General features: G+C 74.7%; 24 protein-coding genes. 12 read left to right on the top strand and 12 right to left on the bottom strand.

The window, feature by feature from the left end; genetic code table 11:
• Nucleotides 1-15 precede the first annotated feature (15 nt).
• From AB0B76_RS49400 to AB0B76_RS49385, 4 genes are all read right to left on the bottom strand, one after another.
• On the bottom strand, nucleotides 16-147 hold the full coding sequence (locus AB0B76_RS49400) for a hypothetical protein (protein WP_360390191.1): 132 nt from the start codon (nucleotides 145-147) through the stop codon (nucleotides 16-18).
• 130 nt (nucleotides 148-277) lie between these two features.
• The gene (locus tag AB0B76_RS49395; RefSeq protein WP_360390189.1) at nucleotides 278-706 is read right to left on the bottom strand and encodes a DUF6158 family protein; all 429 of its coding nucleotides are present in this window, start codon (nucleotides 704-706) and stop codon (nucleotides 278-280) included.
• Between the two features lie 38 nt (nucleotides 707-744).
• The gene (locus tag AB0B76_RS49390) at nucleotides 745-1,647 is read right to left on the bottom strand and encodes a DUF3500 domain-containing protein (protein ID WP_360390224.1); all 903 of its coding nucleotides are present in this window, start codon (nucleotides 1,645-1,647) and stop codon (nucleotides 745-747) included.
• A 27-nt stretch (nucleotides 1,648-1,674) separates the two neighbouring features.
• A complete protein-coding gene (locus AB0B76_RS49385) occupies nucleotides 1,675-2,358 on the bottom strand; it encodes a TetR family transcriptional regulator (protein ID WP_360390186.1) in 684 nt (227 codons plus the stop codon).
• A gap of 74 nt (nucleotides 2,359-2,432) precedes the next feature.
• Between AB0B76_RS49385 and AB0B76_RS49380 the strand changes: the two genes are divergently transcribed.
• Genes AB0B76_RS49380 through AB0B76_RS49370 form a run of 3 tightly spaced genes read left to right on the top strand, consistent with a single transcriptional unit; the run spans nucleotide 2,433 to nucleotide 3,449 of the window.
• The gene (locus AB0B76_RS49380; protein WP_360390184.1) at nucleotides 2,433-2,885 is read left to right on the top strand and encodes a DUF1772 domain-containing protein; all 453 of its coding nucleotides are present in this window, start codon (nucleotides 2,433-2,435) and stop codon (nucleotides 2,883-2,885) included.
• A 56-nt stretch (nucleotides 2,886-2,941) separates the two neighbouring features.
• Nucleotides 2,942-3,238 (top strand): DUF3618 domain-containing protein, encoded by a 297-nt coding sequence (locus AB0B76_RS49375; RefSeq protein WP_360390181.1) that lies wholly within the window; start codon nucleotides 2,942-2,944, stop codon nucleotides 3,236-3,238.
• Nucleotides 3,239-3,269: 31 nt separating this feature from the next.
• Nucleotides 3,270-3,449 (top strand): hypothetical protein, encoded by a 180-nt coding sequence (locus tag AB0B76_RS49370; protein WP_360390178.1) that lies wholly within the window; start codon nucleotides 3,270-3,272, stop codon nucleotides 3,447-3,449.
• On the opposite strand, the gene AB0B76_RS49365 is transcribed toward AB0B76_RS49370, so the two are convergent.
• Nucleotides 3,446-3,997 (bottom strand): hypothetical protein, encoded by a 552-nt coding sequence (locus tag AB0B76_RS49365; RefSeq protein ID WP_360390175.1) that lies wholly within the window; start codon nucleotides 3,995-3,997, stop codon nucleotides 3,446-3,448. The genes AB0B76_RS49370 and AB0B76_RS49365 overlap by 4 nt on opposite strands.
• A 44-nt stretch (nucleotides 3,998-4,041) precedes the next feature.
• On the bottom strand, nucleotides 4,042-5,160 hold the full coding sequence (locus tag AB0B76_RS49360) for a glycosyltransferase (protein WP_360390173.1): 1,119 nt from the start codon (nucleotides 5,158-5,160) through the stop codon (nucleotides 4,042-4,044).
• A gap of 120 nt (nucleotides 5,161-5,280) precedes the next feature.
• Here AB0B76_RS49360 and AB0B76_RS49355 point away from each other — a divergent pair, with 120 nt between their 5' ends.
• Nucleotides 5,281-6,183: a MarR family winged helix-turn-helix transcriptional regulator gene (locus AB0B76_RS49355; RefSeq protein ID WP_360390170.1), complete on the top strand. Its 903-nt coding sequence runs from the start codon at nucleotides 5,281-5,283 to the stop codon at nucleotides 6,181-6,183.
• On the opposite strand, the gene AB0B76_RS49350 is transcribed toward AB0B76_RS49355, so the two are convergent.
• The gene (locus AB0B76_RS49350) at nucleotides 6,158-6,601 is read right to left on the bottom strand and encodes a hypothetical protein (protein ID WP_360390168.1); all 444 of its coding nucleotides are present in this window, start codon (nucleotides 6,599-6,601) and stop codon (nucleotides 6,158-6,160) included. The genes AB0B76_RS49355 and AB0B76_RS49350 overlap by 26 nt on opposite strands.
• A gap of 61 nt (nucleotides 6,602-6,662) precedes the next feature.
• On the opposite strand from AB0B76_RS49350, the gene AB0B76_RS49345 reads away from it, so the two are divergent.
• Genes AB0B76_RS49345 through AB0B76_RS49330 form a run of 4 tightly spaced genes read left to right on the top strand, consistent with a single transcriptional unit; the run spans nucleotide 6,663 to nucleotide 9,441 of the window.
• Nucleotides 6,663-7,094: a MarR family transcriptional regulator gene (locus AB0B76_RS49345; protein ID WP_360390165.1), complete on the top strand. Its 432-nt coding sequence runs from the start codon at nucleotides 6,663-6,665 to the stop codon at nucleotides 7,092-7,094.
• Nucleotides 7,091-8,221 carry a GNAT family N-acetyltransferase gene (locus AB0B76_RS49340; RefSeq protein ID WP_360390163.1) on the top strand — a complete coding sequence of 377 codons (1,131 nt, stop codon included), beginning with the start codon at nucleotides 7,091-7,093 and terminating at the stop codon, nucleotides 8,219-8,221. The genes AB0B76_RS49345 and AB0B76_RS49340 overlap by 4 nt, the downstream gene beginning before the upstream one ends.
• A gap of 9 nt (nucleotides 8,222-8,230) precedes the next feature.
• Nucleotides 8,231-8,665 (top strand): VOC family protein, encoded by a 435-nt coding sequence (locus tag AB0B76_RS49335; protein ID WP_360390160.1) that lies wholly within the window; start codon nucleotides 8,231-8,233, stop codon nucleotides 8,663-8,665.
• A gap of 11 nt (nucleotides 8,666-8,676) precedes the next feature.
• Complete coding sequence (locus AB0B76_RS49330; RefSeq protein ID WP_360390157.1) at nucleotides 8,677-9,441, top strand: methyltransferase domain-containing protein; 765 nt, start codon at nucleotides 8,677-8,679, stop codon at nucleotides 9,439-9,441.
• Here the strand turns inward: AB0B76_RS49330 and AB0B76_RS49325 are convergent.
• The 4 genes from AB0B76_RS49325 to AB0B76_RS49310 form a co-directional block, all read right to left on the bottom strand.
• Nucleotides 9,434-11,605, bottom strand: a complete 2,172-nt coding sequence (locus tag AB0B76_RS49325) for an SNF2-related protein (RefSeq protein WP_360390155.1) — start codon at nucleotides 11,603-11,605, stop codon at nucleotides 9,434-9,436. The two genes, AB0B76_RS49330 and AB0B76_RS49325, sit on opposite strands and share 8 nt — an antisense overlap.
• A gap of 176 nt (nucleotides 11,606-11,781) precedes the next feature.
• Nucleotides 11,782-12,498, bottom strand: coding sequence for an ABC transporter permease (locus AB0B76_RS49320; RefSeq protein WP_360390152.1), 717 nt, complete (start codon nucleotides 12,496-12,498; stop codon nucleotides 11,782-11,784).
• Nucleotides 12,499-12,841: 343 nt separating this feature from the next.
• A complete protein-coding gene (locus AB0B76_RS49315) occupies nucleotides 12,842-14,263 on the bottom strand; it encodes a hypothetical protein (RefSeq protein ID WP_360390149.1) in 1,422 nt (473 codons plus the stop codon).
• Nucleotides 14,260-15,258, bottom strand: a complete 999-nt coding sequence (locus AB0B76_RS49310) for an ATP-binding cassette domain-containing protein (protein ID WP_360390146.1) — start codon at nucleotides 15,256-15,258, stop codon at nucleotides 14,260-14,262. Before AB0B76_RS49310 ends, AB0B76_RS49315 begins: the two co-directional genes overlap by 4 nt.
• Nucleotides 15,259-15,345: 87 nt before the next feature.
• Between AB0B76_RS49310 and AB0B76_RS49305 the strand changes: the two genes are divergently transcribed.
• From AB0B76_RS49305 to AB0B76_RS49295, 3 genes are all read left to right on the top strand, one after another.
• Nucleotides 15,346-16,008 (top strand): response regulator transcription factor, encoded by a 663-nt coding sequence (locus AB0B76_RS49305; RefSeq protein WP_360390143.1) that lies wholly within the window; start codon nucleotides 15,346-15,348, stop codon nucleotides 16,006-16,008.
• Nucleotides 16,005-17,096 carry a HAMP domain-containing sensor histidine kinase gene (locus AB0B76_RS49300; protein WP_360390140.1) on the top strand — a complete coding sequence of 364 codons (1,092 nt, stop codon included), beginning with the start codon at nucleotides 16,005-16,007 and terminating at the stop codon, nucleotides 17,094-17,096. Before AB0B76_RS49305 ends, AB0B76_RS49300 begins: the two co-directional genes overlap by 4 nt.
• Nucleotides 17,097-17,921: 825 nt before the next feature.
• Nucleotides 17,922-18,662, top strand: coding sequence for a hypothetical protein (locus AB0B76_RS49295; RefSeq protein ID WP_360390137.1), 741 nt, complete (start codon nucleotides 17,922-17,924; stop codon nucleotides 18,660-18,662).
• A gap of 58 nt (nucleotides 18,663-18,720) precedes the next feature.
• Here AB0B76_RS49295 and AB0B76_RS49290 read toward each other — a convergent pair whose 3' ends face one another.
• Nucleotides 18,721-19,599, bottom strand: coding sequence for a GNAT family N-acetyltransferase (locus tag AB0B76_RS49290; protein WP_360390135.1), 879 nt, complete (start codon nucleotides 19,597-19,599; stop codon nucleotides 18,721-18,723).
• 94 nt (nucleotides 19,600-19,693) lie between these two features.
• Here AB0B76_RS49290 and AB0B76_RS49285 point away from each other — a divergent pair, with 94 nt between their 5' ends.
• Nucleotides 19,694-20,932, top strand: coding sequence for a hypothetical protein (locus tag AB0B76_RS49285; RefSeq protein ID WP_360390133.1), 1,239 nt, complete (start codon nucleotides 19,694-19,696; stop codon nucleotides 20,930-20,932).

Here is a 20,932-nt window from a genome sequence, read left to right as displayed (position 1 = left end):
CCCGAAGGGCTTGACTCAGTAAGGGTTGCCCGTTCCGGGGAGCCGGCCCCGCAGCAGCCCGCCGATGCGGTGGCCGCCGCCGGCGCGCAGGCGGCGCAGCAGTGCGGTGCCGGCGTTGCCCGATGCCCCGGCCACTCGCAACGTCATCGCCTCCTAGCGCTGAGCGCCATCGCAAGGCTCCTCGTGTCGGCGGAGTTCCGGCCCGAACGGCCGGTCGATCACCCGATATCCCACCCCGGGCGCGCCAACCCGGCGATCGGCTCGCGGCGGCCCCGGCTCAGCCCGGCGATCTTCCGGGGCGCAACCGGTGCGGGTCGACGGCGCGGTCGGGGAAGCGGCGCAGGTACTCGGCCTCCAGGTCCGCGGAGCGCGCGTCGTGGTTGGCCAGGGCCTGCGGGGGGCCGTGGCGGAACGTTTCGTCGCGGGTCTCGTGCAGGCGGCGCAGCTCCCGCGACAGGTCGGAGTCGTCGAGGTTCTCGGGCGGCACCCCGCCGGTGAGGGAGGTGCCGCCGCCGGTGCCCGAACGCAGCTGGGCGAGGGCCTCGCCCGCCTCGTCGTACGCGTACTCCCCCTCGGGCAGCGCATCGACGGCGTCGACGACGTTCGCCGGGGCCTCGGCGGCGACCGCGTGGCGGCGGATCTCCTCGCGGGTGACCCGCTCGTTGCCGGTGTACACGGTGTCGAGCAGCTTTTCGACCTCGTTCATGCCGGGCGCCTACCCCGGTTGGCGCCGATCGAACAAAGTCATCGCCCGGACGGGTGCGGGTGGGCGGCCCGGTGCTCGCTCAGGATGTCGCCGCCGAAGTCGGAGTCGGGGCGGCGCAGCACCGTGTGGGCGTGGTTGCCGTCGGCGGTGGTGTTGTCGTACTCGATCAGCAGGTCGGGCCCCTGCACCCGGTAGTAGTGGCGCCCGCCGCGCTCGGGCGGCCCCTCCCACGTGAAGGTGAGCGCGTCGCGGTCGACGGGCAGCGGTACCTCGAGGCGGTCCAGGTACAGGGTGACGAGGTCGTCCAGCCGCGCCCGCGCGGCCGGGGGCAGCTCGGCCGCGGGGACGCCCGGCGGGGGCGCGACCACGTCGGCGTGCGGGCCGCTGTAGATGTCGGCGGGCGCCTCGGCCCGGCGCAGCACGTGCGGCAGCAGCGCCTCCGGCAGCTCGTCGAGCAGCTCGAACGCGAGGTCCTGCTCGGGGCCCAGGGGCCGCAGCACCGGGCGGCCGCGGTACGACGTGGCGTGCGGGTTGGCCCCGAGGAACACCGGCGTCGGCGAGACCGTGTCGCCGTCGAGGGTCATGGTGACCGAGAGGTGATGGCCCTCGAAGCGCCAGCCCCAGCGGCCGGCCGGGGCCGGGTCGCCGAAGACGATGACGCGGTAGTCGTCGCTGTGCCGGCCGCGGCCGTAGCCCTCCTTGCGGTCGAGCACCTCCTCCAGCGCGACGATCCCCATCGCCTGGGCGAACGCGTGCGGGCGCAGCGCGGTGGCGAGCAGCCGGTGCGCGGCCTTGCGCCCGTCCGGGCCGAGCTCGCCGAGGGAGATGCCGGGGCGGGGCTGCGGGCGGTACTCGATCCAGCGCCGCTTCGCCGCATCGGCGAACGGCACGCGCACCTCCCCGGGCGCGGCCCGCAGCAGCCGGGTGGCCTCGTCACGCATCGCGGCGGCAGTCGTCATGGTCCAGTTCTACCCGAAACGGCGGAACATCGGCTCGATGAGAGCGGCCGCGAGGCGCACGTCCGCGGAGACCAGCACGCCGAGCTGCTCCGGCGGGTGGTGCTCGCCGAGATGCCGCTGGAGGCTCGCGCCCTGCACCCGCCAGAGCCCCACCAGCGCCACGGCCGCGATGTGCGCCTCGGGCGCCGTGACCCCGGCCCGGTCGGCCAGCAGCCGCGCGACAGTGGTGGTCAGCCGGTCGGTCATGTCGTGCTGGTGTGCGCGCAGCTCCGCGGTGCTGATGCTGAGCTCCCGGAAGCGGCGCAGCGTGGCGCTCGCGGCCGCCGGGTCCGGCTGCTGCGCCAGCCAGGCCTGTAGGCCTCGGGTCTCGGTGTCGAGGACGCCGAGCGCGGCCGGCAGGGGGCCGGACGCCGGGTCGGCCAGGGCCGTGCGCAGGGCGGTGAGCGTGTCGTCGAACCGGTCCAGGAGCAGCGACTCCTTGGTCGGGAAGTAGTTGAAGACCGTGCGCTCCGACACCCCGCACGCCTCGGCGATCTCGGTGACCCGCACGTCGTCGAAGCCGCGCTCCAGGAACATCCGGGTGGCCGTGGCCGACAGCCGGGCCCGCATCTGCCGCTTCTTGCGTTCCCGCAGGCCGCCGGGCTCATCCCCCGCGGACCCGGAGGGCCGCCAGGTGACCGCCGTGTCGCTCATCCGGCCATGGTACTTCAGCCGCCGCAAAAATCCTGTTACCGTAATCTTGCAGCGACTGAAGGAAGGTGTGTCCCATGGCGATGTTGCAGGCGCTCGGCCTGATCCTGGCGGGATTGCTCGCCGGCGAGGAGTTCATCGTGCGGTACGGGGTGCAGCCCGCCCTGCGCCGCCTCGACGACCGCGCGCACATCCAGGCCCGGGTGGCGCTCGTGCGCCGTCTGCGGATCGTGGTGCCGGCGGTCATGCTGCCGGCCGTCGCCGCGGGCGTCGCGGTGCTCGCGCTCACCGACGGGCCCGGGACGGCGTGGCGGTGGGCGGGGGTCGCGGCCCTCGCCGCGTTCCTGGGCTTCTCGTTCCTGGGCACGGTACCGATCAACATGCGGGTCGTCACCTGGAGCGCCGACGCCCCGCCCGCCGACTGGCGCGCGACAGTCACCCGCTGGCAGCGCATCGACGTGTGGCGCTCCTCCGCCGCGATCGCGGCCTTCACGTGTTTTGCGGCGGCACTCGCGGTACAACTCGGATAGGTTTTGGGATTGTCAGGCGGGCGAACGCGGGCTGCGATCGGAAGGGGCTGAGCCGGGTGACGGCGGACGGGCGGGTCAACGACCCGGAGGCGCTACGGGCCGAGATCGTGCGCACGCGCGCGGCGCTCGGCGAGACGGTCGAGGCCCTCGCGGCGAAGGCCGACGTGAAGGCCCGCACGCGCGCGGCGATCGGGGTGACGGCCGACGCCATGGCCGCCCGCACCCGCGCGGCGCTCGGCGCGACGGCCGATGCCCTGCTCCCGGCGCGTCGCACCCGCCTCGTCCTGGCCGCCGGCGTCACCATTGTCGTGGGCGCGGTCGCCGTCCTCGCCCTGCGCGGCCGCCGCCGCTGACTTCGTCCCGAACCGTGTTGAGGAGACCCTGATGAAGCTGCTGCCCATCGCCGCGGGCCTTGCCGTCGGCTACGTGCTCGGCACCCGTGCCGGCCGCGCGAAGTACGAGCAGATCGTGGACAACGCCCGCCAGGTTCGCGAGAACCCGACCCTGAGCCAGCTCAGCGAGGCCGCCCGCAACCTCACGAGCCCGCCACCGGCGGCTCGCTAACCCGCGCCGAGGAGGCGTTCGGCCACATCGAAGGCCTCCTCGCCGGCGGTGCGGTTCGCCGTCACGAACGCGTGGACGTCGCCGTGCGGCGGCTGCGGCACCCGGCCGCACGCCGAGACGCCGCGCAGCTGGCTGAACACGCACAGCACGCGGCCGCCGGTCGCGGTGGCGCCCGCGGCGTGCAGGTCCTCGCAGCGGCGGAACAGCCCCTCCAGGCGCCGGGCGGCCGCGGCGTTGTCGGTGTAGATGCCGCCCCAGCCGACCTGGAGCAGCACCGCGAGCGGGCCGCACACCAGGTGGTAGTTGATCGCGTACGAGTTCACGCCGTGCCCGGCGTGGCTCACGGCCACGTAGTCGGGCACCCGGGCGGCGAGGACGTCGGCGGGGAAGCCGGGCTCGAACATGTACATGGCGAAGCCGTCGATCTCGCGGGTCGACCAGCACCAGTCGCGCACGGTGCGCAGCCGGGGGCGCAGCGGCCCGGGTACCGGGGGCAGGGGCAGACGGCTGTCGGTGAACGCGGCGACCAGTTCCGCGTAGGCGTGCACGCGATGATTGTGCGGCCCGTACGTTAGGCCGCGCAATGGGCCCCTTACCGCGCGCGGACTCGGGCGCTCAGCGCGGCCCAGACCGCGTCCGCGTCCGGGGCACGGCGGATCTGCTCGGCGACGCGTTCGGCGCCGGCGCGGTACGACGGATCGCTCAGCACCTTGGCCACCGCCTCGGCCGCCCGGGCGGGGTCGTCGATGACGATGCCGGCCCCGGCCGCCGCCACCCGCTCGGCGTTCTGCGGCTTCTCGGCGCCCTTCGGCCACAGCACCAGCGGGATGCCCCGGGTCAGCGCGGCGAGCACCGTCCCGGCCCCACCGGCGGCGAGGACCACGGAGACGCCCGCGCCGAGCAGCTGCGCCATCGGTACGAAGCCAACGAACCACACATTCGCCCGCGGATCGGTGAGCGGGCGGGGGAGCCCGTCGGGTACCGTCGCCAGAACGTCCACTGTGTCCAGTGCGGCCACCGCGTCGACGAGGGCGTCGAGCGGCCCGGCGTCCAGCAGCACCGTGCCCAGCGTGACGACGACCCGCGGCCCGGGCCCCGGCGGCGGCGGTGGTGGTGGCACCGGCCCGGCGCCGGTGTAGAGGCGGGGCCGGATCGGCAGCCGGTCGGCCGGCGGCGTCCAGTGCGGGGCCTGCAGTACCGGCGGCCAGAGGTCCACGAGCGCCAGCCGGGCCGGTCGCGGGAGCCCGCGCGCGGCGTACCGCGGGGCCAGGCGCGCCTCCATCGCCGGGCCGAGCGGCGGCGGCGACACGGGCAGGCCGACGGCGTGCCGGATCAGCGGAAGCCCGAGCGTGGCCGCGACCATCGGCCCGATCGGGTCGTACTCGTCGGCGACCACCACCTCGGCGCCGAACTCGCGCCCGCGCCGCAGGGCCGCGTCGAACGACAGGTCGACAAGCGTGCCCGCGAACAGCTCGGCGACCGGCTCGACGCCGTCGGCCATGTCGGCGCCGCCGGTGCGCCGGTCGTTCTCGGCGAGCAGTTCCTCGATGCCGGGCCCGGCGGGCAGCACCGGCACCCGGCCGACCAGCGCCCCCAGCGCCTCCGGCACGGCGAACGCGGCCTCGTCCCCGGCGGCCGTGACGGCCTCGGCGAGCGGGATCAGCGGCAGGAGGTGCCCGTGGATCGGCACTGCGGTGAACAGCACACGCATGGCGCCGAATTATCCGGCGGCGGCTCGCGGCGCGGCAACGGCCCCCTTCGTTTTCGGTACGCTTCGATCGCTTACCCGACGGCCTTTCCCCTCGGCGGGTTCTCTGACTAAAGTCAGAGAATGGACGCGAGCCTGGTCAGGCGGGTACGCCGCTTCAACCGCACCGTCACCCAGCGCATCGGCGCGCTCGACGACGCCTTCCTGGCCCGCGCCCGCCCGCTCGGCCAGGCGCGGCTGCTGTGGGAGGCCGGCCCCGACGGCTGCGACCTGCGCTCGCTGCGCGCCCGGCTCGACCTCGACTCGGGCTACCTGAGCCGGCTGCTGCGGGCGCTGGAGGCCGACGGGCTCGTCACCGTGGAGGCGAGCCCGGCCGACGGGCGCGTGCGCACGGTACGGCTGACCGAGGCCGGGCGGGCGGAGCGCGCCGAGCTCGACCGGCTCTCCGACGAGCAGGCCACCGCGATCCTGCGCCCGCTCGCCGACGGCCAGCGCGACCGCCTCGTCGCGGCGATGGCCGAGGTCGAGCGCCTCCTGTCCGCCTCGGCGATCGAGGTCGCCGCGCTCGACCCGCGCCACCCGCACGCCCGGCACTGCATCGCCGCGTACTACGAGGAGCTCGGCCGCCGCTTCGACGCCGGCTTCGACCCGGCGCTGAGCATCTCCGCGGCCGACGAGGAGCTGACCCCGCCCGCGGGCGTCCTGCTCGTGGCGACCCTGCACCACGAGCCGGTCGGCTGCGGCGCCCTCAAGTTCCACGGCGACGCGCCCGCGGAGGTGAAACGCATGTGGGTCTCCCCCGCCGCGCGCGGCCTGGGCCTGGGCCGCCGCCTGCTGAGCGAGCTGGAGACGACGGCGGCCACGGCCGGCGCGCGGGCGCTGCGCCTGGAGACGAACGCCTCCTTGACCGAGGCGATCGCCTTGTACCGCAGCGCGGGCTTCGAGGAGGTGGCCCCCTTCAACGCCGAGCCGTACGCCCACCACTGGTTCGAGAAGCGCCTCACCGCGCCACGGTCCGGTGGGTGAGCTCGTCCGGGTCCAGGGCGGCGATCTCCTCGAGCAGGCCCCGGGCCGTCTCCACGCGGTCGGGGTCGAACTGCGCGAAGATGCGCGTCGTCACCGCGCCGATACGGTCGCGCAGCTCGGCGTACCGGGCGGTGCCCGCCGGGGTCAGGCCCGCCGCGCCGTCGTGGAGCTCGACGGTGCCGGACCGGGCCAGGCCGGCGAGGAGCCCGTCGACGGCCGCGGCGTCGAGGCCGTTGGTCGCGAGCAGGGCGGCCAGGGCCGCGACGGGGCTCGGGCCGCGCAGGCCGAGCGCGTTGAGCGCGAACCACTCCGGCGCGCTGACCCGCTCGGCCTGCAGCACCGCCGTGAGCGGGGCGGCGAGGGTGCGCTGGGCGAGCGCGAGGGCGGTACCGAACGGGAGCCGGGTTGATGACGTCATGATCGTCCTCCTATATTAGACAGGCGCCTGTCCAACATAGAAAGAAGACAGGAGACTGTCAATGCTGTCGAACGACGAGCCGCCCCTCGTCGGGCTGCTGCTGCGCCTCGCCGCGCAGCAGTGGGGTACCGATATGGATGGCGCCCTTCAGGCCCGGGGCGTCGGCGGGATCACCCCGGCCCACGCCAACGTCATCCCGTTCGTGCCGGCCGGGGGCATCCAGATCGGCGAGCTGGCGCGGCTCGCCAAGGTGCGCAAGCAGACCATGGCGCACTCGGTCGACCTGCTGACCGCCTCCGGCTACGTGACCCGCCGCCCCGACCCGGCCGATGGCCGCGCGAGCCTGGTCTTCCTCACCGACAAGGGTCGCGCCCTGGGGCCGGCGTCGCTCGCCGCCGGCCGCACGGTCGAGCAGGACTGGGCCGTCGCCGTCGGCCGCGACGACCTCGAACACCTGCGCCGCACGCTGATCCGCCTGCTGGAGCCCTCATGATCACCGTGGCGAGCTGGAACGTGCTGCACCGGGTGCACGCCGAGAACTATGCCGAGGAGGTCGCCGCGCGCTGGCCCGACGAGTCGCGGCGCATCGCCGCCGTCACCGCGAAGCTGGCCGCGCGCGCCGAGGACGTGATCGCCCTGCAGGAGGTGAGCGGCGACCAGCTGGCGAGCCTCCGGGCCGCGCTGCCCGACGGCACGGTCCACGCCCTGCGGTACCCGCGCGTCCCGGCGATCCGCCGCGGCGAGCCCGGGCTCCGCGACGTCACCGAGCATCTCGTGGTGCTCGCGCACGGCCGGACGGTGGCCGGGCAGGCGTTCGACGGCGACCCCGGCAAGGGGTACCTCGCCGTGCGGACGGATGCCGCGCTGGTCGTCTCCACGCACGTCGGCTTCGGCGCCGCGCGCACCGCCCAGCTGGCGCGGCTCGCGGAGGTGGCCCGCGGTACCGGCGGCCCCGCACTGCTCCTCGGCGACTTCAACGCCGGCCGCGCCACCGTCGCCGCCGCGCTCGGCCCCGGGTTCGTCATCGCCGGCCTGCCCGGCGACGCGCGGCCGACCCGCCCGGGCGCGCGCACGCCGCACATCGACCACGTGATCGCCTTCGGCATCGAGGTGAGCACCGCGGCCGTCGAGGACGCCGGCGGCCTCTCCGACCACAACCTCGTCACCGCGGCCGCCGGCCCGCGGGTGGCGCTGCGGCCGGCCGCCCCGCCGGACGTGGAGGCCGTCGCCGAGCTGCGGGCCGTGGTGCTGCGCACAGACCTGGAACGGCTGGGACGGTACGACGAGCAGCGCGTCCGCCAGCGCCTGCGGGACGCCTTCACGCCGGCGCACACCTGGATCATCGAGGTGGGGGGCGCGTTCGCCGGCTGCGTGTCGCTGCGCCCGTCCGGCGACGCCGTCTGGCTGGAGCACTTCTACCTGGCCCCGCAGGTCCAGGGCCGCGGCATCGGCACGTCCGTGCTGCGCGACCTCCTGCGACGCTGCGACCGCGACGGCACCCGGGTGCGCCTGAACGTGCTGCGGGGCAGCCCGGCCCGGCGGCTGTACGAGCGGCACGGGTTCACGCTCGAGACCGAGGACCCGATCGACGTGTACCTGGTGCGCGAACCGGTCGCGTAGGGTGGACCGATGGCGTCGGTCAAACAGGTTCAGGTCACATTCGACTGCGCGGATCCCGAGCGCGTCGCCCGTTTCTGGTGCGAGGTGCTCGGCTACGTCGTACCGCCTCCGCCGGAGGGGTTTGGCTCCTGGGGCGACTACGACCGCTCGCTGCCGCCCGAGCGCCAGGGTGCGGCGTTCGCCTGCATGGACCCCACCGGGGCCGGCCCGCGGCTGTTCTTCCAGCGGGTTCCCGAGGGCAAGGTCGTCAAGAACCGGGTCCACCTCGACGTGCGCGCCGGCACCGGGCTCGTCGGCGCGGAGCGGGTGGCCGCGCTCGAGGCCGAATGCGCGCGGCTGGTCCAGCTCGGCGCGGTGCGCATGTACCTGCTGAAGGCCGACGAGTACAACGAGTCCTGCCTCGCGATGCAGGACGTGGAGGGCAACGAGTTCTGTCTCGACTGAGGGGGGTCGCCATGGTGGAGCGGGTCGACTACGACGAACGGCAGCACACGGTGTACTCGGCCGGGCGGGCGCTGTCGCCGGACACCGCGCGGCTCTGGTCCCGCGTGTTCGCCGGCTGGGCCGGGCCGCGGCCGTCGACAACATTGGACCTGGGCTCGGGCACCGGCCGGTTCACGCCGATCCTGGCCGAGACCCTCGGGGGCCCGGTCTACGGCGTCGAACCGTCGGAGCGGATGCGGCGGCAGGCCGAGCAGACCGCCGGCCATCCGGACGTCCGCTACCTCGCGGGCAGCGCCGAGGCCATCCCGCTGCCCGACGAGGTCTGCGGGTTCGTGCTGATGTTCCTGGTGTACCACCACATCCCCGACCGTCCCCGCGCCGTCGCGGAGATCCGCCGCGTGCTGCGCCCCGGCGGACGGGTCCTGATCCGCAGCACGTTCACCGACCGCATGCCCGACCTGCTGTGGCACCGGTACTTCCCCGGCGCCCGCCGCATCGAGCAGGAGGTGTTCCCGACCCTCACCGACACGACACGGCTCTTCGAGGACGCCGGCCTGACCGTGCTCGGCCTCGACCGGATACGCGAGACCACGGCCCCCGACCTCGCCGCCTACGCCGAACGGCTCCGGCTGCGGGCCATCTCGACCTTCGAGCACCTCACGGAGGAGGAGACCCGGGACGGGTTCGCGGCCCTCGACCGGTCGGTGGCGGCCGGCGACCACCCGGGCCCGATCACGATCGACAGCGACCTGCTCGTGGTCGGGCGTCCTAGCTGACGGGCACGCCCGACAGCCGCTCCTGCTCCTGGGCAACGATCATTCGAGCCAGTTGTACCTCCGACATGTCCACCGCACCCGGAGTCGCCTGGGCGATCGTGCTGTGCCGGACGTACGCGTCGAAGAGTTGCGCCTTCGAGCCGAGCAGCTCGATCATGCGCTCGTCGACCGAGTCGGCGATCAGCAGCCGGTGTACCTGCACGGTGCGCACCTGGCCCATGCGGTGCGCGCGGGCGATCGCCTGGGCCTCGATCGACGGCTTGACCTGCGGCTCGCACAGGATCACGACCGACGCGGCCTGGATGTTCACGCCGACGCCGGCGGCCTCGATCTGGCAGACGAGCACCGCCGGCTTCCGTTCGGCGGTGAACCGGTCCACGAGGCGCTGGCGCTCGGCGACCGGGGTCGAGCCGGTGATCGGGCCGCGGGCGTCGGGGCCGAGCGCGGCCGCCACGACGGCGAGGACGTCGCGGAAGTACGAGAAGACCACGACCTTGCGGCCGTTGGCCATCGCCTCCCGGGCCAGCTCCAGCAGGCGGGTCAGCTTCGCCGAGTCGCGCGGGCGGCGCACGGCGAACGCGGCCCGGCGCATGGCCATGAAGTTGCCGTCGCGTACGGCATCCCGGTACGCCGACCCGTCCTCGCCGCCGAACTCCTCCCACTCGTCGACCTGGACGAGCTCGGGCAGCTCGGTGAGCACGTCGGACTGGTTGCGGCGCAGGTACACCGGGGCCGCCGCGCGCCGGAACGCCTCGACGCTGATCGCCGCGTGCTCGGGGCCCATCCCGGCCGCGATCTCGGGCCGCAGGTGCTCGATGAGCGCCCGGAACTCGTCGATGCGGTTCTCCATCGGCGTGCCGGTCAGGAACAGCACCCGCTCGGACTCCGCCGCGACCCGGTTGACCGCCTGGGACCGCTTCGCGCCCGGGTTCTTCACGTAGTGCGCCTCGTCGACGACGAGCAGCGCGGGCCGGGGCGGCGGGAGCGCGAGCGCGCCGAGCGAGCCGAACGTGACCACGCCGGCGCCGCCCTCGGCCCGCCAGCGGGCCACCGCCCGGGCCCGGCCCCCGCCGTGCAGGCTGACGACCGGGATCGTGGAGTGCCGGGCGATCTCGCGGGACCAGTTGATCAGGACGCTGGCCGGGCAGACGACGAGGAAGTGGGTGGCCCCGCGGGCGGCCAGGTGCGCCATCGCCGCGATGGCCTGGACGGTCTTGCCCAGCCCCATCTCGTCGCCGAGCACGACCCGGCGCTGCACGAGCGCGAAGCGGGCGCCGAAGGACTGGTACCCGCGCAGCCGCAGGGTGTCGCTGAGCCGGGAGCTGTCCAGCTGCTGCGCGCCGACGCGTTCGACGATGTCGGCGGGCAGGAAGCCCTCGCTCGCGGCGACGTCGCCGCCGAGCCCGACGACGAGGCTGAGCAGGTCGTAGTAGTCCGTCGAGCGCCGCTCGAAGTCGCGCCAGACCTGCCGGTCGCCCGGCGTGCGCACCGCCCGGGCCTCCTTCGCGGCGGCCGGCAGCCCGGCAACCTCGGCCGCGTCGACCAGGGCCCGGACCTCCCGCGCGGCGTCATCGGCGACCGCCTTGTCCCCGGCCCGCATGAACAGCCGGCGCAGCCGCCCCGCCTCGGCCGGCCCGGCGACCGGCCGCTGCCGGGCCAGCTCCGCGGCGAGCCGCCCGGCGTCCTTCTCCTGCGTCCCGGCCGCGCGCCACACCGCGCCGAACGTGTTCAGCGCCCGGACCAGACGCGTCATGTCCGGGTTCTTCGGGTCGTACTCGATCCGGAACTGCAGCGAGTCCCGCGCCGCGCGCTTGAGCTGCTCGGCGGCGTGGATGGTCTTTCTGGCGGTACCGTCGCCGATGCCCGGCACGCGGGTGAGCCGCTGCGGGCCGGCGCGCAGCACGTCGGCCACGGAACGGATGCCGTGCGCCGGCAGGTCGTCGAGCCGCGCCCGCCCGTCGACCGTGTCCTTGACGGTCTCGATCGACATCTTCTCGATTGCGACCCACACCTGGGGCTCGCTGGCGACCGCGTACGCCGCGACGACCTCGGCCCGGGCCGCGCCGGCGATCTCGGCAACCGCCTCGGCGTCGGCCTGCGTCCGGGCGGCCCGGGCGAGCAGCGCGCGGGTCTCCCGGCGGCTCGGCCCGGCCACGTCAGACATGCCCATGAACCTACAGGTACCGGAACGGGATCTTCAGCGCCAGCAGCTTCCGGTCCGAGGTGACCGGCCGCGATACCCTTGGTGTACCGCATCGTCACGAACCGCTCCGGAGGCGGCCGGCCTGGCGGCGGTGCGGATCCTGCAGACATCGATGCCCTCCCCCGGTTGACACCCATTCAGATGTCGCGATATCGCAGCAGCAGCGCACCTCCCGCCAACGCCGCGACCGACCACGCGGCCAGCACCCCCAGACCCGCCCAGGGACCGATCGGCATCCGGTCCAGGTCGGTGGTGGCCTGAACGGCCAGCCCGGCGCTCATCGGCGAGGCCCGCTCCAGCAGCCGGTGCAGGCGCGGCTCGGCCACCATCGACGCGAGCAGCGGCGGCAGGTACAACAACCCCAGCACGACACCGACCGCACCCCCGGAGTCACGCACCACCGCGGCCGCGCCCAGCCCGAACAGCGCGACCAGCACCAGATAGGCCACGGTGCCCACCCCGGCCCGCAGCACCGGCCCGTCCGCAAGCGACAGGTGCGGAGCCGCGAGGAGCGAGACCCCCACGGCCGGCCCCGCGGCGCCGGCCACCGCGACGGCAAGCACCAACGCCTTCGCCGACAGCATCGCCGGACGGTTCGGGATCGCGGTCACCGTGGTACGGATCAGCGAGGTGCTGTACTCACCACTGACCGTGAGCACGGCCAGCACCGCGACCGGAGCCTGCCCCAGGTACACACCGCTCAGCGTGACCCGGGCGGCATCAACACCGGGTCCGGCGGCGGCAGCGGAAATCGCCGCGCCGAGCGCAACGGTGAGCGCCGCGGTGGCCAGGAGCAACCACGCCGGGCCGGGCGTCGTACACAGCTTGGTCCACTCGGCCCGAACGGCGTTCACGCGTACCCCCGCGGCAACAGGAACACGGCGAGCACAAGGACCACCGCGGCGCGCGCGAGCACGGCGTGGGCGTTCACGCGTCCCTCCGGCACAACGGCATCACGGCCGCCGCCGCGACAGGCACGGCGCGGGCATTCATGCATCGCTCCAGCGCGGCGGCATCGCGGCCGGCGCAACAACGAGCACGGTGCGGGCATCCCTGCGGTCCTCCGAAGCAGCAGCAACACCGCCTGCGCAAGCGAAGCCGTCGCGGTACCGGCGTCTCCCCGGCACAACGGGCGTCCACGCCTCCCCCGGCGCGGACCCAGTGCGGCCGGCGCGACGACGAGTGCGGTATCGGCGTTCATGCGTCCCTCCGGCGCAGCAGGAGCGCGGCCAGCCCGAGGGCGGCGGCGGTGTAGGCGCACAACACGGCGAGACCGGTCCACGGTGACAGGGGAAAGTAGCCGTAGGCGGGGGTGTACACGGTGTCGACCTGCGGGTACCGAACCAGCGTCTGTTGCACGGCCAAAGCGGCCGCCGGGGTGAACGTTGTCAGCCAGTTCGCCATGGCCGACGGCAGGAACGGCGTGCGCGCGAGCAGGTGGGGTAGCACGGTGGCGACGACGACGGCGGTGACCGCGGTCGCGCTGCGGCGCAGGATGGTGCCGACCGCCAGGGCGAGCACGGCGGTGACGGCGAGCACCGCGGCGGTGCCGGCCTCGGCGCGCAGCAGAGCGCCCGGCGAGGCCGGGAACACGTAGATACCCAGGCCGCGTACCACCCGCAGCCAGAACGGCACCCCGATGACGGCGGCGGCCAGGCTGGTGGTGAAGGTGACGCCGGCGAGGACGGCGGCCTTGGCGGCGAGCACCCGGCCCCGGCGCGGGGCGGCGCCGAGCGTGGTGCGGATCAGGCCGTACCGGTACTCGGTGGTGATCATCAGGGTGGCCACGACGACGATCACGATCAGGGCCGGGAAGGTGCCGAACAGCAGGTCGGCGGCGGAGGCGCCGACGGCGATGTCGTTGCGGGTGGCCGGGGCGAGGTCGCCGGCTCCGGTCACGGTGAACCCGTCGGCGGTGGGTTTGAACCCGCCGGGCATTTCCCGGGGGTACCCGCCGAAGGTCGCACTGCCCGCGCCCACCTGGACCCCGCTCCAGCCGGCCTCCGGCCAGCCGCCCGTGAGCTGCGGCGCGCCGAAGTCCGCGGTGGCGGCGTCGAGGCTGGTGCCGAGCCCCTCCACCTGTGACGGGCAGGCCACGAACAGGCCGGCGTCGACGGTGGCCGGCAGCCCGGGAATCCGCACGGTTTCGGCGGGCGTCCAGTGCGTGCCGTCGGCCGAGGCCTCGCCGGTGATCGTGTCGCCGGCCCGGGTCAGCCGCAGCCAGCGCGGCGCCTCGACCGGCACGGCCCGGTCGTGGACGTAGTCGTGCTGCACCTGCACGCCGTGGCCGCCCGTGATCATGATCGCGGCGTACCGTGCGCCGAGCGCCGGCCCCGCGCTCACGATCAGCCCGGCCTTCGCCCACGGCGCGGCCGCGCCCGCGAACCCGACGGCGACGGTGATCCGGCCGTCGCCGCTCAGGGGGCGGTGCACGAAGTAGTACGCGTCGACGACCGGCCCGCCGTCCGGCCCGATCGGCACCGGCCGAGTCTGCTCGGGCGGGCCGCCGCCGAGGCCGGTCACCGGGAACACCAGGATCATCAGCGCCGCGATCACGGCACCGCGCACCCAGCCGGGTACCGATCGGAACTTGGTCCACTCCGCCCGCAGCACGCTCACGACTCCCCCGCCCGGTACTCGACCGACTCCCGGGTCAGCTCGAAGTACGCCTCCTCGAGCGTCGCCCGGTGCGGCGTGAGCTCGGAGAACGCCACCCCGCCGGCGGCGAGCACGGCCGCCACCCGCTCGGCGGGCAGGCCCCGGACGCTGAGCTCGCCGCCGGCTCCGGCGGCCCGCACCTCGCCGTCGGCGGCGGCCCGCACCTCGGCGCCGGCTCCGGCGGCCCGCACCTCGCCGTCGGCGGCGGCCCGCACCTCGGCGCCCGCGGCGGACAGGGCCGCGGCGGCCGGCTCCGGTGCACTGGTGCGCACCCGGACCCGGTCCCCGGAGGCGGCCGCGATCAGCTCGGCGACGCCGCTGTCGGCGATGACCCGGCCGCGGCCGACCACCACCACATGGTCGGCCATGCCCTGCAGCTCGCTCATCAGGTGGCTGGACACGAGCACCGCCCGCTGCTGCCCGGCCAGGGCGCGCAGGAAGCCGCGCAGCCACACGATGCCTTCGGGGTCCATGCCGTTGAACGGTTCGTCGAGCATGATCGCGGGCGGGTCGCCGAGCAGCGCGCCGGCAAGGCCGAGCCGCTGGCGCATGCCCAGCGAGTAGCCGCCGGCGGCGCGCCGGCTCGCCGGGCCCAGTCCGACCTGCTCGATGACCTCGTCGACGCGGCGGCGGTGCAGGCCCTGCGACCGGGCCAGCCACAGCAGGTGGTTGCGCCCGGTGCGGGCCGGGTGCAGCGCGGCGGCGTCCAGCAGCGCACCCAGGTGGCGCAGCGGGTGGCGCAGCGACCGGTAGGGCCGGCCGCCGACCAGGGCCCGCCCCGCGTCGGCGGCGTGCAGCCCCAGGACGATCCGCATCGTGGTGGACTTGCCGGCGCCGTTGGGGCCGACGAACCCGGTCACCCGCCCGGGTCCGGCGGTGAACGTCATCCCGTCCAGCGCGGTGGTGGCCCCGTACCGCTTCCGCAGTCCGGCGACCTCGATCGTGGCGTCACTCATGGTTGGCAGTTCTACGCCGCGGCCGGTGACAGCCAGGTGTCCACAACTGTCACCCGGTTGTCACCTTCCGCCTGGCAGATTGATGGCATGAGGGTGCTGGTGGTGGAGGATCATCGGGCGCTGAACGCGCTCATCACGGCCGGGCTGCGCCGCGAGGCGATGGCCGTGGACGCGGCCCTCGACGGTCACGCCGCGCTCGATCAGGTGGCCGCGACCCGCTACGACGTCGTAGTCCTGGACCGTGACCTGCCCGGGGTCCACGGCGACGAGGTGTGCCGGCGGATCGTCGCGGGCGGGACGGGCACGCGCGTGCTGATGCTCACCGCCGCCGGCGCCGTGCGCGACCGCGTCGAGGGCCTCGGCCTCGGCGCCGACGACTACCTGCCCAAGCCGTTCGACTTCGCCGAGCTGGTGGCGCGCATCCGGGCGCTGGGCCGGCGCAGCACCCCCGCCCTGCCACCGGTGCTGGACAACGGCGATCTGACCGTCGACCCCAACCTCCGGGTCGCCTCACGCGCCGGGCGGCGGCTCGACCTGAGCCCGAAGGAGTTCGCGGTCCTCGAGCACCTGCTCGCCGCGAACGGCCGCGTGGTCTCCGCCGAAGAGCTGCTCGAGCGGGTCTGGGACGACGCCGCCGACCCGTTCACCACCACGGTGAAGACGACCATCGGGCGGCTGCGGCTCAAGCTGGGCCGGCCGGCCGCCATCCACACCGTCCGCGAGGGCGGCTACCGGATCGGGGAGCCATGAGGCCGAGGCGCCGGCTGCGCACCCGGCTCGCGTTCCTGCACGGCGGCCTCGCCTTCGCCGGTGGCGTACTGCTGCTGGCCTTCCTCGACGTCCCGCTGCTGGTCGCGAGTCACACGACCGGACCCGGCGGGGACCGGAGCACGAGCAACCTCGGTGAGGTGCTGCGCTACGACGCCGTCGCCCTGGTCGCGATCGCCGGCCTGTCGGGCGTCGTCGGCTGGCTCATCGCCGGACGCGCCCTGCGCCCCCTGGCCGTCCTCACCGCCTCCGCCCGCGGCATGTCCGCGGACAACCTGACCGCCGCCCCACGCGTGCCGGCCGTCTACCGGGAGTTCGACGAGCTCGCCGGCACCCTCGACGGCCTGCTGTACCGGCTGCACGGCGCGCTGACCGCCCAGCGGCTGTTCGTCGCCAACGCCTCCCACGAGCTGCGCACGCCGCTGACCGTCCAGCGGACCCTGCTCCAGCTCGCCGTAGCCGACCCCGGCGCCACCGCCGAGACGCTCCGCGGGGCCTGCCACGAGCTGCTGGACCTCGGCCGGCAGCAGGAGCACCTGCTCGACGCGCTGCTCACCCTGGCCGGCGGCTACCGGCCGGTCGAGCGCTGGGAACGGTTCGACCTGGCCGGCCTCGCGCACAGGGCCGCGCTGGACCAGCGGGCCGCGGCCGAGCAGCGCGGCATCCGGGTGAGCACCGAGCTGGAGCCGGCCGCCGTGGCCGGCGACCCGGCGCTGGCCGCGAGCCTCGTCACGAACCTGGTGGACAACGCGGTGCGGCACAACGTCTCGGGCGGTCGCGTCGAAATCGCCACGACCGCCTCGGGCCGCCTGGCGGTGCGCAACACCGGCCGCCCGGTGCCGCCGGGCGAGATCGGCCGCCTGTTCCAGCCGTTCCAGCGCCTCGGCGCCGACCGCACCGACCAGACCGACGGTCACGGCCTCGGCCTCGCCATCGTCGCCGCGATCGCCCACGCCCACCGCGCCCCGCTCACCGCCCACCCGGGCCCGGACGGCGGTTTACAGATCACCGTCGACTTCCCGCCGGCACACGGGGAGGCGGTGGTAGACGACGAACCGGCCAGCACCTAACCGGCCAGCGCACCCCCCGGCCGCCTCGCCAGCGCCAGCGTCGAACCTTGAGTCGGCCTCAGCCTTGAGTCCGCCTCAGCCCCGCCCCGAGCCCGCCCCGCCCCGAGCCCACCTCGCCTTGAGCCCGCCACGCGTTGAGCCCGCCTCGTGTTGGCCTTGAGCCCGCCATGCCTCGAGCCCGCCACGCCTCGAGCCCGCCTCAGCCTTGAGCCCGCCTCGCCTTGGCCTTGGGCCCGCCTCGCCTTGGCCTTGAGCCCGCCTCGCCTTGGCCTTGAGCCCGCCTCGCCTTGGCCTTGAGCCCGCCTCGCCTTGGCCTTGAGCCCGCCTCGCCTTGAGTCCGCCTCAGCCTTGGGTCAGCGTCGGCGGCGGGCGCACCCTCGCCAGCGCCCCATGCGCCCACCCTCGGTCGGTGGCGGCCTCGACGGGATGACGGCCGCTGCTCTTGCCGACGCAGCGGCCCATCGACGCCATACGCGGCCGGGCACCGCGCTGCACGCGAGCCGCGCCGCAGGCGGCGGGCAGGCGCAACAACGCGGCGCCGACACCCGCCGGGCATCGCCAGGACCAGCTCCACCCAACGCCAACGAACACGCGTAGCAGCGCGACGCCCCCGCACCCAGCCGGGCGCCGCTAGGACCGGCGCTACCCAGCGCCCACGAGCACGTCCAGCAGCGCGCCACCCGCACTCCAGCCGGGCGCCACGAGACCAATCGCACCCAACGCCAGCGAGTCGGTCCAAACCGGGCGCGGTGCACCGCCAGCCGCGGCGTCGGTCGGGAATTCCGGCCTGGATTCCGAAAACTAGCTCCGCTACCATCGCTCGATATGTGGAAATATTTCAATGTGCGGATCACCGCGACCGTCGCCGCCGTTGTGGGGCTCGTTATCGCGGTGGTGCCCGGCACCGCGTCGGCGGCTGCTGCTTCCGCTCCCGGCACGGTGAACACCGCCGGGTCTCCGCTCACCGTTCGCTCGGGGCCCGGTACCAGCTATGACAGCTGGCGTACCGTCGCCGACGGGGCGGGCGTCACGCTCCTGTGCCAGACCAGTGGCGAATCAGTCACCGGCACGTACGGCACCACGAAGCTGTGGGATCTGCTGTCCAACGGTGGCATGGTCTCCGACGCCTACATTTACACGGGCTCGGACGGCCAGATCGTGAACAACTGTACGTACGTCGGTGACGAGCCGGCGTCGAAGACGAACCCGCGCGCGGCCAACGGGGCCATCAACTGGGCGTTCCAGCGCTACGGCTCGAGCGCGTACGAGAACATGTGCCTGTCCTTCGTCGCCCAGGCGTACGGCTGGGGCGGCTCCGGCTGGAACACGGCCGAGATCGGCGGCGACTGGGAGTCCAGCCACGGCTACCTGCACACCACGGGCATCCCGCCGCGGGGCGCTCTGACGTGGTACCACAACTCTACCGGCCAGGGCCACGTCGCCATCAGCCTGGGCGAGGGCAAGGTCGTCAGCACCTCGGTCGCCGGCCAGGTCGGCGTCGCCGGCTACACCGACCACGGCATGTACCGCGGCTGGTCGGTCGCCTACCTGCCGGCCGCCTGGTAGGAGCCGAGGGGCCCGACACGAAGAATCCGGCCGGCCGCCGCGACGGGCGGCCGGCCGGTCAACGAGCGGGCTGGGCCTCGTGCCGGTACACGACGACGTGCTGGTCGACGACGAAACCGGCGTTCGCGTAGACCGACGGCGCGCCCGTCGGGTTGGCGGCGTCGGCGTCCAGGGTGGCCTGTTCGAAGCCCGCCCCCGCGGCAGCGGACAGGACCTCGGTCAGCAGGGCGGTCGCGATGCCGCGGCGGCGGTACTGCGCCGCGGTGCCGACCTGGCCGATGTAGAGGGAGCCGCGGTCGTACGGCAGCACGTACGCGGTGATGGTGTCCCCGTCCACGGCCAGCCGGGCCAGGTCGGGCCGGAACGAGGCCGCGCGCACGGTCGCGTCGGCCCATTCGTCGAAGGTGCGCTCCTGGTAGCCCCACAGGCCCCGGAACGCGTCGCAGTGCACGCGGTACAGCTCCTGCGCCCGCGCCGGATCGAAGGCCGCGCCCGGCGGAACGGGGGCGCCGCCGCCGGTCGGGGCCGACATCTCCAGGAAGTAGCGCATGGGGGTGAAGCCGAGCCGCTCGTAGAGGGCTGCCGCCGACTCGTCGCCCACCGTCGCGAAGACCTGGGCGGACCAGGGGGCGGACCGTTCCAGTTGCCAGGCCAGCAGTTCCCGGCCCAGGCCGCGGCCGCGCCACGCCGGGTGTATGCCGCCGATCAGTTCGACGTGGTCGCCCCCGGCGGGCGGGCGGGGCACGAGACCGACGGCGACCATGTTCCCGTCGGGGTCGAACAGGGCCCGGGTGTGCTCGCAGCGGCGCAGCTCGTCCTCGAACTCCGAGACCGCGAACTCGCCCCGGCCGCCGCCGGCCGCGATGGCCGTGTTGACGAGCTCGGCGACCGCCGGGGCGTCGTCGAGGCGGCACGGCCGTGCGTGCAGGTCCGTCATGGCACTCCAAAAGGGGCACGGTTGTTCCCGGAATAGTGCCAGGATCGCTGCGGGCGGCCGGGACTCGGCCCGGGAGCAGTTTACGGTCCGGGGCATGATGCGAGCCCGCACCGGTACCGTGGTGGCGCTGTCGGCCGCCGTGGTGGCGGCCGCGGCCGTCCTCGCCGCGCAGCTGATCAGTTTCGGCGCCCCGCCGACCGCGTACGCCGCGGCCGCGTTGGAGCGCACCGGGCCCGTCGTGGGGCCGGGCGAGAACCCGCTGTACGCCATCCAGGCCGTCCTCAAGGGACAGTCGGAGGCGATGGTGCAGGGCGACCGCGACGCCTACCTGGCCGCGTTCCCCGCCACCGAGACGCAGCTGCGCGAACGGGCGGGGCGGCGGTTCGACTCGCTGGCCGCGCTCGGGGTGCGGCGCTGGGACCTGGCCACGAACGGGGTGCCGGGGCAGTTCAACGGGCTCTGGCGGGTGCCGGTCTCGATCGGGTACTGCTTCGACGTCCCCGACTGCACCCCCGTGCCGCTGCTCGTCGACACCGACTGGACGGTCGCGCACGGGCGGGTGCGGCTGGCCGGCTGGGAGCAGACGAACCGGCCCTGGGACACCGCCCGGCTGACGGTCCGCCGCGGTGAGCGGGTCACCGTCGCCGCGGCCGCGTCCGTCGACCCCGACCTGTTCGACACGCTGCTGCGCGCCGCCGAGGCCGCCGCGCCGGTCGACGATCGCGTCGCGTCCTCGTTCGGCGGGCCGCCGCGCCGGTACCTCGTGTTCGTCGCCGGTGACGAGGAGTGGGCGAGCTGGTACGACAGCGACACGGAGAACGCGGCCGCCTACACGATCCCGTTGCAGCCGGGCACCTCCGACGTGGTCGTGGACCGCCGCTCGATCCGGGGCGAGGCGTGGAACCGCACGCTGATGACCCACGAGTTCGCGCACGTGGTCACCCTCGGCGGCACGCGCCCACCGTTCGGGGCCTGGTGGCTGGTCGAGGGCATCGCCGAGTACGTCGCCAACGGCGACGGCACGGCGCTGCGCGACGACCTGCCGTCGGTCCAGAAGTACCTGAAGGCGGAGCGCTGGGACGGTACCGTCGCGCTCGGCCCGCCCGCCGACGGCGCCACACTGGACGACACGGTCGCGCGGTACGGCATCGCGCTGCTCGCGGTGACGTACCTGGCCCGGCAGTTCGGCGAGGCGAAGATGCTCGCGTTCTTCGCGCAGGTGGTGCGCCGGGGCGCCACCCTCGACGCGGCGGCGACGTCGGCGCTCGGCGCGACCTGGTCCACGGTGGCCAGGGACGCCGCGGCCTCGGTCCGGGCCGCCGCCGCGCAGTGA

It is taken from the genome of Dactylosporangium sp. NPDC049140, assembly GCF_040648435.1.
Note: the sequence above shows the minus strand (reverse complement) of the source record. Positions and strands in the feature narration are given on the sequence as shown.